15 protein-coding genes are annotated in these 13505 nt (G+C 35.6%); 12 read left to right on the top strand and 3 right to left on the bottom strand.

What is annotated here, in order from left to right:
* Positions 1-15 precede the first annotated feature (15 nt).
* The 11 genes from KFE94_11675 (at position 16) to KFE94_11625 (ending at position 10680) form a co-directional block, all read left to right on the top strand.
* On the top strand, positions 16-567 hold the full coding sequence (locus KFE94_11675; protein ID UTW65314.1) for a TetR/AcrR family transcriptional regulator: 552 nt from the start codon (positions 16-18) through the stop codon (positions 565-567).
* A complete protein-coding gene (locus tag KFE94_11670; GenBank protein ID UTW65313.1) occupies positions 564-977 on the top strand; it encodes a hypothetical protein in 414 nt (137 codons plus the stop codon). The genes KFE94_11675 and KFE94_11670 overlap by 4 nt, the downstream gene beginning before the upstream one ends.
* On the top strand, positions 964-1344 hold the full coding sequence (locus KFE94_11665; GenBank protein UTW65312.1) for a hypothetical protein: 381 nt from the start codon (positions 964-966) through the stop codon (positions 1342-1344). Before KFE94_11670 ends, KFE94_11665 begins: the two co-directional genes overlap by 14 nt.
* A 47-nt stretch (positions 1345-1391) precedes the next feature.
* Positions 1392-1937 carry a hypothetical protein gene (locus KFE94_11660; GenBank protein ID UTW65311.1) on the top strand — a complete coding sequence of 182 codons (546 nt, stop codon included), beginning with the start codon at positions 1392-1394 and terminating at the stop codon, positions 1935-1937.
* Positions 1938-2040: 103 nt separating this feature from the next.
* Complete coding sequence (locus KFE94_11655; GenBank protein ID UTW65310.1) at positions 2041-2682, top strand: outer membrane beta-barrel protein; 642 nt, start codon at positions 2041-2043, stop codon at positions 2680-2682.
* A 73-nt stretch (positions 2683-2755) separates the two neighbouring features.
* A complete protein-coding gene (locus KFE94_11650; GenBank protein UTW65309.1) occupies positions 2756-3727 on the top strand; it encodes a hypothetical protein in 972 nt (323 codons plus the stop codon).
* 6 nt (positions 3728-3733) lie between these two features.
* Complete coding sequence (locus KFE94_11645) at positions 3734-4114, top strand: hypothetical protein (protein ID UTW65308.1); 381 nt, start codon at positions 3734-3736, stop codon at positions 4112-4114.
* A gap of 59 nt (positions 4115-4173) precedes the next feature.
* Positions 4174-4995 carry an AraC family transcriptional regulator gene (locus tag KFE94_11640; protein ID UTW65307.1) on the top strand — a complete coding sequence of 274 codons (822 nt, stop codon included), beginning with the start codon at positions 4174-4176 and terminating at the stop codon, positions 4993-4995.
* A gap of 74 nt (positions 4996-5069) precedes the next feature.
* Complete coding sequence (locus tag KFE94_11635; protein ID UTW65306.1) at positions 5070-5243, top strand: hypothetical protein; 174 nt, start codon at positions 5070-5072, stop codon at positions 5241-5243.
* A 135-nt stretch (positions 5244-5378) separates the two neighbouring features.
* Positions 5379-7424, top strand: a complete 2046-nt coding sequence (locus KFE94_11630) for a hypothetical protein (GenBank protein ID UTW65305.1) — start codon at positions 5379-5381, stop codon at positions 7422-7424.
* 316 nt (positions 7425-7740) lie between these two features.
* Entirely contained in the window at positions 7741-10680 is a 2940-nt protein-coding gene (locus KFE94_11625; protein ID UTW65304.1) for a T9SS type A sorting domain-containing protein, read from the top strand.
* A gap of 102 nt (positions 10681-10782) precedes the next feature.
* On the opposite strand, the gene KFE94_11620 is transcribed toward KFE94_11625, so the two are convergent.
* From KFE94_11620 to KFE94_11610, 3 genes are all read right to left on the bottom strand, one after another.
* A complete protein-coding gene (locus tag KFE94_11620; GenBank protein UTW65303.1) occupies positions 10783-11268 on the bottom strand; it encodes a hypothetical protein in 486 nt (161 codons plus the stop codon).
* Positions 11269-11314: 46 nt separating this feature from the next.
* A complete protein-coding gene (locus KFE94_11615) occupies positions 11315-11536 on the bottom strand; it encodes a hypothetical protein (GenBank protein UTW65302.1) in 222 nt (73 codons plus the stop codon).
* Positions 11537-11621: 85 nt separating this feature from the next.
* Entirely contained in the window at positions 11622-12974 is a 1353-nt protein-coding gene (locus KFE94_11610) for a peptide MFS transporter (GenBank protein ID UTW65301.1), read from the bottom strand.
* A gap of 126 nt (positions 12975-13100) precedes the next feature.
* Here KFE94_11610 and KFE94_11605 point away from each other — a divergent pair, with 126 nt between their 5' ends.
* Complete coding sequence (locus tag KFE94_11605; protein UTW65300.1) at positions 13101-13493, top strand: lipoyl domain-containing protein; 393 nt, start codon at positions 13101-13103, stop codon at positions 13491-13493.
* The last annotated feature ends 12 nt before the right edge of the window (positions 13494-13505 follow it).

Below are 13505 nucleotides of genomic sequence, written 5' to 3'. Positions count from 1 at the left end.
CGAAACCGTTTAATAATGCCAAAAATAGTTGCACAAAAAGAGGATTGGATTCAGCTGGGCTATGAGCTCTTTTCCAATCAAGGAATCTCGGGAATTGTTATTGAAAAAATGGCCAAACAACTCGTTTGTAATAAATCGAGCTTTTACTGGCACTTTAAATCAAAAAAGGAATTTATTCATGAACTTATACAATTCTGGATCAGAATAGAAACCGAACAAGTGATCCAGCGAACAGAAAACGCTTCTACTCCTCAAGAGAAACTAGAACAATTTTTAACCATAGCCTTTAAGAATGATCCCTATCTGGAGTTTATCTATTTCTTAAAACGCTATGCTTCCAATAAACCTGAAATCCAGAAAATCATTGATGAAGTCGATCAACGGAGATTGAGCTTTACATCACAACTTTTTCAAGAACTGGGATATCCTCAAAAAGAAGCTTCAATTAAAGCTGATATTTTTTATAAGTATCTCATTGGCTATCATGAAATGATCAAAAACAAAAAACAGCCAAAAAATTATTTGAAGTCGGTGAAATCGGAATTAAAACACTTTTTAGATCTATGAAAATCACACAAGGAAACAGCATGATTCTTTTAGGAATAATGCATACACTGCTAGGAATATCACCCTTTGCATTTGGGAAACAATTTCTGGGATTTTCGAATCAGTCTTTCTTTCAAATAAGCACCGGTATTTCAGAATTTCCATTGCTTAATGGACGAATGAATTATGAGAACTTTGCCGCTTTTTGGTTTTTCTATTTTGGATTATTACTCATCCCATTTGGGATGCTCATTTCTCATATTGAAAAAACCACGGGTTTATTACCAAAGAACTTTTTATGGACTTATCTAATCATCGTTCTTATAGGGATATACATGATCCCTTTTTCAGGAATGACCTTTTTAATGCTCCCTCATGCTATTTACATGTTACGCATCAACAAAAAACTCATCTCAAATGAAACGAAATAATTACTGGATTGCAGCTGGTATACTCAATTTATTTACCGCATTCCTTCATCTTCTCGGTGGACAAGTCACACTGGTTGACCCGCTAATGGAAACAGACTTACTTCTTGATGTTAAATCCCAACTATGGGGCGCCTGGCATATGGTAACGGTTATGCTTTTTGGTTCATCATACATTTTATTACAAGCGGGTTGGAACACTTCGAAAGTAAATCTCTCCAATACCATTTCAAGCATCAACTTTCTCTACATTACTTTTTCTATTGCATTTATTATTTCCAGCTTGATTCATCAGGTTTTTACGCCTCAATGGATACTTTTACTACCTATCGGTTTACTCGGATTTATGGGACTTAGAAAAACATCTTAACACCTAAAAAACTAATTTTATCCATCAATTTGCTTATAGTTCTAAGGATGGACCTTTTTCAAAAAGAACAACTTTATGATGTGTTGAATTCAGATTGGAAAATCTTTGGGTTATCTAATGCCATTGTCGCCTTCTTCTTCTTCTTCTTCTTCTTCTTCTTCTTCTTCTTCTTCTTCTTCTTCTTCTTCTTCTTCTTCTTCTTCGGAATATTTGGAGATAATGTTTCATTCGGACTAATACATTATCACTTTTACGTTATCGCTCCACCTCTCACCTATTTGATTTTGGGTTACGCATGGAAAGAAACTTTTAAAACAAGTAACGATTATTCTCTAAAATACCTTGTCGCATTAGTTCTCATTTTTGTTCCACTCATCCATTATTTGTCATATCTGATTTTGACCTATTATAAACTACTTTCTAACCTTATATCCTCCAATCCGTATATCGATCCTTCTATTAAATTGTTTTTATTCGAGTTTGTCATTACTATTCCTATATCATTCTATTTTATCTATAAGTTGTACTTCACTACGCTTATTATTCCATTTGTAATTGGTATTCTAATCCAAAAAAGATTCGCCCCATTATAATCAATTGATAATCAAAAAACTTTTGTTTTGCAACAATCTGATTTCTCACTATATTCGATGAAAACCTTAATACACGTTATACTATTACTTAAACTACAGAAAGATGAAACAATATGGCTTACTCATCGCATTCATATGTATCACAAATCTCTTATCCCATGGTCAAGGTTCAAAAAAATCTTTTCGAGATGAATTAACCGTTTCGCTCAATCGGACCGTCCAACTTAATAAAGGAATTGAACCCAGATATAGTTTTGGTTTTGGCGCAAAACACATTTTCATGGCCAATAAAATAGCGAATATTTTGCTTGGAGTCGAATACAATTGTATTCGTTTTCATAGTAGCTTTTATTATCAAGGACTCTATTACGGTACTGCTGATTTAAACTACAAACTTCATTATTTATCCGTTCCATTGGGTATAAGGATCAACTTACAAGACAACCCCACTGTATTTGTAGAAACTGGTGTTTATATGGACTTTATACTAAATTCTAATGTGCAGGGAACTACTCATATTTTTATTCCATCCAAATATGGGGGCTATATCAACTCAAAGGAAATTGATGAATCTATCCCCATAGAAAGTAATACCGGAATTTATTTCGCTGCGGGAGTGAAAATTCCAATCTCAAAATTTGAATTATTGATAAAACCTGATTTCAAACTTGGGTTTGCCCCCCATATAGATAGATACACATTTTGCAATCATTATTTCAGGTTAAATCTTGGGGTCAGTTTTTAACTATTTCGGCCCAATAATTTAACTTCGTTTAGGTACGATTTATGCAATAGATTAATGATCAATATAAAATTAATTGAAAACTTTTCTACTCATACTTTTAGCATACATATGCACAGGTATCTCTGCTATTGCTCAAAATCCAATTGGAATTTATCTGGACATTGATGGTCAAATCAAGTTTTGGGAAATGGAAGCAAATCGTATCGGATACATAAAAGACACCGTTATCATCACATGTAATTCTCAAACTCAAACGGATGATCTTGGAAATTTGAAATATGATCATCTAACTTTTTTGGAAGCGCCTCGAAGTATTTCCACCCAAACAAGTGATGCAGACCCCAGCAAAGTAAATGACACCTTACAAGTAATTAACTATGATTCCATTTATAGATCCTCAACAGCTCTTCCGACATGGTATAGTTATTATATTCAGTTTTACAATGACAGTGTGGGTAGGATTCAGGATACACTTCCCACTACTGCTCCTTTCAGATTTGAAAATGAAATTCGTGGTGCTGGATTAAACGATTCAACCATTCACTCTATTCAGCTTAAACTAATGGATTATGTCCATCAGCATTGGGGTAAAAAAGAGACCTATCAAGACAGAAATAAACTGTACTTAGATCTCTCAATGTATGACACGGTTATTGATAAAAAAGCAGTTTACGACTATCTGGTTGATCTGGCTATATTTTACAGTTATGAGAATAACTTATTGACAAGTATCACCGGTTATCATTGGAATTTAGGTGTAGAGTTTGATAGTCTGGCATATGATGACCAGAAAAACCTTATTTACTTTTCACGTGAAAGTATTGGAAGTATGAGAGATCAATTTTTATTTGAATACAATACCCAGGGGCAAGTGATAAAAGCAACTTGTTATTACAGTGGTTTAATCAATGAATTAGAAGAGGAGCTTGTTAAAGATTATAACATTTCCACTTATACTTTTACTTATAATAAAAATGGAAAAATAGGTTCTAAATCCACCTTGCAAAATGATGGCTCATGGTATACGTGTTATTATAAATTGTAATCTAAAATGATCAAAAATAGTTTTACACTAGTATTTACCGTTCTTATTCTGACTTCATGCGATGCAGTGATTCAATTACATTACACAGTAAAAAATAAAAGTACCGAAAGCATCAAATTACATGTCCCCAAATACCCTACAGGAAAAAAACACAGCCCTTTCAGCTCAAAGGTAGATACCATTATTGAAATCCAACCCAATGAATCCATGTGGATTGGTTCATCCATGACCGACATCGACTTTCCCTGGGCGACAAAAACTATTTATAGAAAACATCCAGGAATCTGTGGTTTGGAACTTATTGAAAATGACACCATAATTCCACTAGATTGTTCATCTGAAACTTGGAAATACCGAAAAAGGTTATCGACACTAAAAATTAAGTAGATCATTATCCCCATTATATTGAATTAGTTAATATTGAAATGAAATATTACAATTAAGTCATGTATCAGGTATTTCAACCTAAATCTGAAAAACTTCAAAAACACATTTACAATTTTGCTATTCTTGATACAAATAGTACTCTTCAAGAGGTAAACTATTTTGCTTTTCCCCAAAGAGGATCTTCAATGGCTTTTTATCAAAACGCTGCATTAGAATTTCAAGAAAGAAATCTTCATATTTCCAAAGCCAAATCAAATCAGTATTCTGCAATCATATTGGGCAAATATCTTATCCCATTGCACCTCAATTATAAGAATCTGGTTCCGGAAGTATCTATAAACTTCACACCTGCCGGTTTAAATTATTTCTTCGATAAATCATTTCAGGAAATAGCACCTAAAAATGTGCAACAACTTTTAGATCCCGAATGGATCAATATGGTTAAGGAACTATTTAAACCATCCTCAAATGAGCAACAAATTCAAGTACTAGAGAACTTTTTGTTGCAACGGATAAAAAACAAAGACTTATCTATTGTTGAACAATCTATTGCATTATTTCAAAAAAATATCCAACTCAAAGTTTCTGAAATTGCAAATTCCTTAGGTGTTTCAACTCGAACAATCACCCGAAATTTCGAAAAGTACCTTGGGTGTACTCCAGCTCAATACAAAAGAGTGATCCGATTCAGATCTGCAATTCAAAATAGATTCAAACCAAATCAACAACACAACCTTACCCAACTCTGCTTATTGAGCGAATTCTATGACTCTCCACACTTTACCAAAGAATTCAAAAAGTTAACACATATCAGTCCTCGTCATTTTTTTAAACAAGTTACCCCCGTTGGCTCTCAAAGCTATCCTTACATTTTTCTTTAGTGTCGTTTTTGTACAAGTTTAAGATACACTGACATCATAACATTGCAAGAGTATTCATTATATAAAACGTAGTTATGAAAAAGTCAACAATCTCATTTTGGATCATCATCATTATCGGCACACTCGCTGTATTTTCATCCATATTTATGCTTACTCAAGGAGAACCTTTTAACAACTACTTCTGGGGAGGGTTTTGTGGAATTATTTTAATTGGAACAGCTTCCATAGAGTTGAAAAAGAAAAACTAACTTAAAAAAACCATTTCTTATTTTGCGGTAAATACGTATAAAAAAATGTGGTAACTACGTATTGACAGGAATATCTACCTTCCATAATTTCGGGAATCATTTAATTAAATTACTTATTTTAAATTCCCTGAAAAGATGAAAAACTTACTCATTCTTACCTTATTATTTCTTACTATTTCATGTAAAAAAGAACGCATTCTTGATGACTCACAATTACATGCCCCATTACCTCAAAAAAGCGAACATCAACTGGATAATACCATAAGTCTCACATCTTGCTATAATGAAGATAACTCCGCAAACCCAGTTGGAGGAGGCGAAGGGTACGATGATATCGTCATAGAACAACCCAATGATCATTACATTTATAGCGAACTTGATTTTATTGATTTGTTTCAAACCGGTTTGAGTTCTAATATGACCATTCATATAAAAACAGACCTTGATGTTCAAAGCATCCTAAATAACTCCAATCTTACACTACCTTTTACTATTCCAATTGGAGTGAACAATGTCACCATATCCGGAGATCGTGGTCAAAATGGTTCAAACGGACCATTAATCACAGTTGGTCCATACATTACCGTTGGTGATCCTGTTTTTAGAATCCGCGGTAACAATTGTCGAATTACCGGTATCCAGATGAAAGGGTCAACCTGCGAATGTGAGTCTGAATGGGGAGGCGCACATTTGAGAGGAATTGAAGTTTACAACGCCTCTAACGCTCGAATTGATAACTGTGAAATCTCTTGTTTTCCTCATTCCGGAGTTACCATAAACAACAACGGTTTTACAGATTCGGATATGCCATTGGATATTAAGGTTGATCACAACTACTTCCATGATAATGCCTTTGGAGGATTAGGTTATGGGGTTCAAATTTCATATGGATTTGTTCATATTTTAAAAAATCTATTTAATCGTAACAGACACTGTATTGCGGGTCGAGGTTCAACTCATTCAGGTTATGAAGCGAGCTGCAATATTATTTTGGAAGAGCAATTTGGTGTTAATATGGATATGCATAGAAACCCTGATCAAATGCCTTTTTCTTCTCGATATATATACATTCATCACAATGAGTTTAGAGACAAAGGAGACTATCGTAAAGCGACAAATGGTTGCCAAAGAAACACAGCTGATGTTGCCAATATTGGCATTCAAGGGAGACCTCAAACCGAATGTCGAATCACAAATAACATTTTCTACAATCGGCAAGTTTACTTCGAATATGGAACACAATGGAGAGGATCTATTGGCCAGGATTATAACGGTAATATGCACTCAAACCATCTTGGAAATATGATCGCTTTTAACAACATCTATGGCCAAAATAGTTATCTGGGATATTATGTTCATCAAAATTGGGACAAAGATCATCTCTATAACTGGTGGAAAATACCGTCTACCAATGACATGATATTATCCTTGGGTGGTAGTACTATGGGTACATCAATTATCACTTTTGGAAATTTTGATAATGACATGGAAACTGAGATTTTTAAATCCGAAAATGGAACCTGGAGTTCGATCTCCTATACTCCACATTACAACAACGATTGGACGCATTTAGCGACCTCACAAGCTACGGTATCTGATTTACAATTTGGACATTTTGATTCGGATGATCAAACAGATGCATTTTATACCACGGGAAGTGTATGGGAAGTATCTTCTGGAGCTTCAAGTCCCTGGGCTACCATTAATACATCAGGTTATACTTTACCAGACTTGCTATTTGGAAAGTGGCATGATCCTCAAAATGTGAAAGATGATCAGATCTTAGATGTTTTTCATGTCAACTCAGGAAACTTTGACGTATCGTACGATGGACAAACCAATTGGTCGGTACTCACCACTTCAAATGCACCACAATCATTGTTATACATAGGTGAGTTTAACAACGATAATTTTTCAGACATCCTCTTCACTCAAGGAACTTATTGGCAGGTTTCATATGGCAACCCAAATGGTGGAACTGCAAATTGGCAAAACTTAACAACTTCCTCCAAGATGAGACATGAATTATGGTTTGGAGATATGAATCACGATGGAAATACAGATGTCATGTCTAATGTAAATGGAGGATACAGTGTTTCAATTGACGGAACACAAACCTGGAAATATCTAAATACTGGGAACTATCCGCTCAGCTCATTTCTTTACGGAGCCCCATACTAATCATTTCTAACTCACATTAACCCTTTAACTCACTAACATCTATTCACTCATGTAAAAGAGGTAGTTATTTTATCTACCTCTTTTTTATGTTTTTATTTTTAACCTTATTACACCAACCCCATCCCTATAACTAGGTAATTTTCGTTTTTTAGAAAAATCATGGTTTTATCAAAAAATCTGATTCACAGTTGGCTATCCATACTCTTTCTATAACCTCTAAAAAAACTACCATATACTAGGTATTGTCCCCTTACTAAGCGGCAAAATACTTTTGCGCGGCTTATTTAAAATGAATCTAAATAAACAATATCATATCATGAAAAACAACATACTTTTTGCGGTTTTAATGCTCGTCCTTTTACCTACGTTGCATTCGCAAACCACTAAACACAACATTCTGGACAGCTTCAGTAGCTCTTTCTGGAAAACTTTAAAAACCCCGGGTGGATCTAGATTTGCTCTTGGTAATTCAGGAAACCTTTTCAAACAGGTTGCTGGATGTAATGATTGGGAAAAAGTAACTATTCCAAGTACCGTGACTCAAAGTTTTAGAGATATTTCATTTCCTTCTGCTCAAACCGGATACATTTCAGGAGTCAGTGGTCGTTTAATGAAAACTGTTGATGGAGGAACCACCTGGGCGACTGTAAATACCACAACAACTGCTGCTTTAGTATCTACTTTTTTCATAAATGATTCTACCGGATTTATCTCAGGAGGTGGCTCTGGTGGTAAAATCATTTACAAAACAACGAATTATGGTGATACCTGGCAGGATGTAACTCCAACAGGTTTAGCTTCTACTCCATATGAACTTTTGTTTGCCAATGCGGATACCGGATACGCTTTATGCACCAATGGCGAAATTCTAAAATCTACAAATGGTGGGGATAACTGGACTACTATTCACCCCGCATCAAGTGGAATCTCCAGTATTTATGCTGGATGTTTGGTAAACGATAGTACCATATACGGTGCAGGTGCGTCCGGAACCATTATTAAAACCACAGATTACGGACAAACATGGCAAACATTAAACAGTGGAACAACCAGCTTTTTATGGGGTATCCGATTTGCCAATGACTCGGTGGGAGTCGCAATGGGTTCTTCCGGTAAATTATTATTGACCATTGATTCCGGTCAAACATGGAATCCTCAAAATGTACCTTATTCTTCCACAATTAGAGACATTTCCTGGGAAAATGAACATGCCGGAGTTATAGTCGGGTCTTCAGGATTAATCTATGAATTCGACTACCAAAAGGATCATCATATACTTCTCGAAGAACATTTTTGTGCACCTTCGGATTCGGTTTCATACTATGGATGGACCAACAATGGAATCGCAAATGCCAACGAAAAATTCAGGTTTGACAATCCGAATACCAATGGTGTCTCATACGTCATGAATAGCCCTTTCGCTGTATTTGACGGACAACATTATCAATACAATGTTGGATTCACTGATCCCGATTCATCTTATTTAGAAACGCCTTCATTTGATGCCAGTGATTTTGACACATTAAGTCTTTCATGGCATGAGGCTTATTTATGTAATTATTTGGGAGAGGTTTATACCCAAATCGATGTATATAACGGGTCAAGTTGGATAGAAGTCTATAAAAGTAATGGGGTTGAGATCAACAACTCTTTCTCTGCAGTATATACGCAACCCAACATTGGCATTCTAGCACCAAGAACCATTGACATTACTGAGCTCGCAGGGGTTTCAAATGCGAAGATTCGATTTACCTACTACTCTACCAATAATAGCACATTTAAATTCTGGTGGGCCATTGATGATATCATCGTTTCTAATCAAAGAACAGATATTGCACTACAATCCATTTCTGCATTACCTGGTATGAATGGTTCTTGTTCGCTTTCTGCCAATGAAGACATTCAGGTAAAACTTAAAAATGTGGGTGAAACTGATTTGTATCCTATTGAGTTCTCATATCAAATCAATAATAACCCGGTAGTTACCGGAGCTTATTATGACCGGCTACTAGTGGGACAGGATACATTATTTACTATCGGAACCGAAGATTTAAGCACTCCGGATGTGTATAACATCAAAGTATGGTTACGCAAAATGAACGATTTCAATACATCAAATGATACTTTAAATACCGTATTCAACTCAACGGCTCCACTTGGATTAGATCTGGGCAACGACACGAGTATCTGTAGTAATATTCCTTTATCTATTCAAAATAATGTATTGAACTACGATTCAATCCTATGGAAAGGAGGAACAAACATAGCTTCTCTTCAAATTGATAGCGCAGATACCTACTGGGTTGCTGTGACTAAACAGGGGTGTACCGAATATGATACTTTGAACGTTTCATTAAAAGGAAATCCTACGCTACCGATTCTTTCTACCGGTGCAAATGTAGACCTGTGTCAGGGAGATACATTAAACATCACGTCTTCTACAGATTCTACTTTATGGAGTGATGGTTCAATCGGTAATAGCTTACAAATACTTCAAGCACAAAATATTTGGGCTATTGGGGTAGATAATGGTTGTTATACAAATGATACCGTTTTCACCAGCATTAACCAATTGACAAAGCCTACAACTCCAACCATTACAACGAATAGTGCAGATTTCTCATTCTGTGACGGAGATTCTATCATATTAAATGCACCTAGTGCAATTCAATATGAGTGGTCAAATGGAAGTATAGATCCGCAGATTACTGTAAAGGATGCTGCTCAAATCTTCGTTAAAATTGCTGATGCCAACTGTTGGTCTGACCATTCAGATACAATTACCGTTACTAAGAAAGGAGCTCCACAACAACCGGTTATTACCGCAAACGGATTTATGTTGTCAACAACCGTTTCTGCCGACATTTACCAATGGAAACTAGACGGCTCCAATATCACCGGAGCTGATCAAATGACACATCAGGCTACAGCCAATGGTGATTACGTGGTGTATGTAGCTCTAAACAATGGTTGCGCAAAAGAGTCTGAAAAATACAATGTGATCGGTACTTCAATCAATGAGTTGAACCACAACCTTTTCAGCATTTACCCTAACCCGGTAAGTGACCAGCTTCATATTGAAACAACACAAACCATTGAAAAAGTTGAAATACTGGATATTTCCGGTAATCTGGTATTAAATCAGAAACCTAATAGTCAGAAAGTAACCATTGATCTTCAACTGACCTCTGGTATTTACATGATCAGAATTAATACGCATGGAGGAATCAATACCTCAACATTTATTGTCAAATAGTTTTCTATCGATTTCAAGGTAGTTGTAGTATCGGAAATCGGATTTTTTCTCATAGCAAAAAAGGGGGGCAAATTGCTCCCCTTTCTATTTAAATCGCGTTGATTATCTTATTCTCAAATTCACCATCACGTAAAACACCCGATCATAATATGTCTGATCCATTACCTGATATTCTTGAGATATCTTTACAAGTCGGTTTTCTATGTAATTGTATTTATAAGGCAAAACTGTCCTTAAAGTTTTCACTTCATTGATATGCCCCCCAGATGATATTTGAATAGAACAATATGATTTTCCTATAATTCCCATTTCTCTGATAATCTCTGGAATTTCTTCTTCAATAAGCATGATAAACAAGTTCTGCGTATCACTTTGGGTCTCTATATCTATTAATAAAAAGGGTTCCTGACTATTTCTAACGGGATTACTTTGGGCTGTATCATCTATGTTACAAACTACATAGTAATCTTTTTCCTTAATAACGATGTCGTGATATGATCCTCCACATACCGGTAATCTCTCAGAAACAGGTTCGGATGTTTTACATCCCCAAAAAGCTAACCCTATGAACAGCAGATACCATTTCATAAGGATAAAGCTAATCTATAATCCGGAAAAATAAAATCTTTCTAACTCAGGATAAAACTGTTAATATCCCTATATCTAACACGGATAGCCCCAAAATAATCCAAACCCATTGTACCCATGTTAAATGGAAATCTTTAGCAAAATAAGAATCAGAAATTGACCAAATAGCAATATAGATCGCCCATACCCACCAGGCATGAATATGATTTAATGTCAAAATGATCATCCCGATAATAAAAATCAGATTTACGAAAATGAACTTTTTCATTGTTAGGATTTAACTTCCCTACAAAAGTCCTGATTATATCAAGTTTTATATTTGACTTAAATCAAAAAATCTAATACCAATCTATTTATTCCGGCTCTACAAAAGTCTCAGTATGACCTACGTCTTCAGCGCCATGAGCCAACGCTTTAAGTTTCTTCACGAATATTAAAATCAAAACACCCAGCAAGAAAGTGAATACCGTAATCCCGGTAAAAATGGCCATTTCTCCAGAGTCCTGAGCCGCTTCTCCCAGCAAACCAGCTACTTTGTTACCCAATCCGGTAATTGCAAAATAAGTGCCCATCATTAAACTCGCATATTTTGCAGGAGCCAATTTCGTGATAAAAGACAATGCCACTGGCGATAAACTTAACTCTGCTACTACATGCAAAAAGTATGAAAGGAATAGCCAATAAACAGGAGCTTTACCTAAAGCACTTTCAGAAACATCATATGCTGCTCCCATCAAAGCCACAAAACCTAAACTCATAATAATAGAACCCACTCCCATCTTAAAAACCGAAGATGATTCTTTGCCTTTTTTACGCCACTGCGTCCAGAAATAAGCCATTGGCGCACCCAATATCACCACGTATAACGCATGTAATGACTGGAAGAAACTTGTTGGAATTTCATACCCCATTACCACACGGTTGATTTTATCTCTGGCATACAAATTCATTAGACCACCAGCCTGTTCGTATGCTGCCCAAAACACCATAACAATCAAGAATGAAATGAACATCACAAGAATTCTATCCTTTTCAATTTTGGTCAATGGTTTATTAACCAAATGTGCATGTTCCTCAGAATGCTTCAATAAATCTCCTACTCCCTTCAAATATTTACCTCCAAAAACGTAAACAATTTGTCCTAAAATCATCCCAAAACCAGCGAGTGAAAATCCTAAATGCCAATTGACTGTTTCTCCATAATAACCAATAATCAATGGAGCCAATACCGCTCCAATATTAATTCCGATATAGAATATGGTAAACCCGGCATCCCTCCGTTCATCTCCGGCAGCATATAAACTACCTACCATGGTGCTAATATTCGGTTTTAATAATCCAACTCCACAGACCAGTAACACCAATCCTCCCATAAAAGCATTAATACTATCAATGGCTAAAGCAAATTGCCCGAGAATAATCAAAACACCTCCAATCAGAACAGACTTCTTTTGACCTAACCAATTATCGGCAATAGCACCTCCAAAAATCCCCATAAAATAGACAAACATGCCGTACCATCCATAAAGCGCCAAAGCTTCTTTACTTGTCCAGCCTAAACCCGGGTTTAACTTATCTGTAGTTTCTGCCGTGAGATAAAGTACCAAAATGGCTCGCATTCCATAGTATGAAAAACGCTCCCAAAGCTCGGTAAAGAATAAAATAAATAGTCCTTTTGGATGTCCAAAGATTGTTCCTTCTTGCATGTCGTTATTTTTCAAAAAGGGCTAAAGATAGCTTTCTTTTTTTAATCAATTTTAGAATTTTCGATTCTCTGCTTAAAATGTCTACATTTGAGACATTACGTGATTATTATTTAGTATCAACTCTACATGGCTTCTAACAACAACCTTTTTAATCGCTTCTTTTCAAAACTCGTCAAATCGCCAGCTAAGGTTTCCAATCACTATATCGAATATAGTCCCGAAACTATTAAACATTACAAGAAGGAAAATCCACATATTGAATTTTCTGAAATTGAAATCCCACCCCTCAATCTGGGAGAACACTTCAAAATATCCAAATGGTTAAAATCTGACGGAGATCGAATCCAAAAAGGAGATATTCTTTGTGATATCGAATCTGATACATTTTCCTTAGAATTTGAATCTAGTATTGAAGGATTTATATACTTCCGTCAGAAACCAGGAGTGCTACTTGCTCCAGGAAAAACGATTTGTATCATCATCCATCAAAAAACCACTCCAAATGTCCCGATTAATTAACCCAGATTCATT

The sequence above is a fragment of the bacterium SCSIO 12643 genome, assembly GCA_024398135.1.
In the GTDB taxonomy this organism is placed as follows: domain Bacteria; phylum Bacteroidota; class Bacteroidia; order Flavobacteriales_G; family Salibacteraceae; genus CAJXZP01.
The sequence above is the reverse complement of the archived record's forward strand: the minus strand, read 5'-3'. Positions and strand labels throughout refer to the sequence as shown.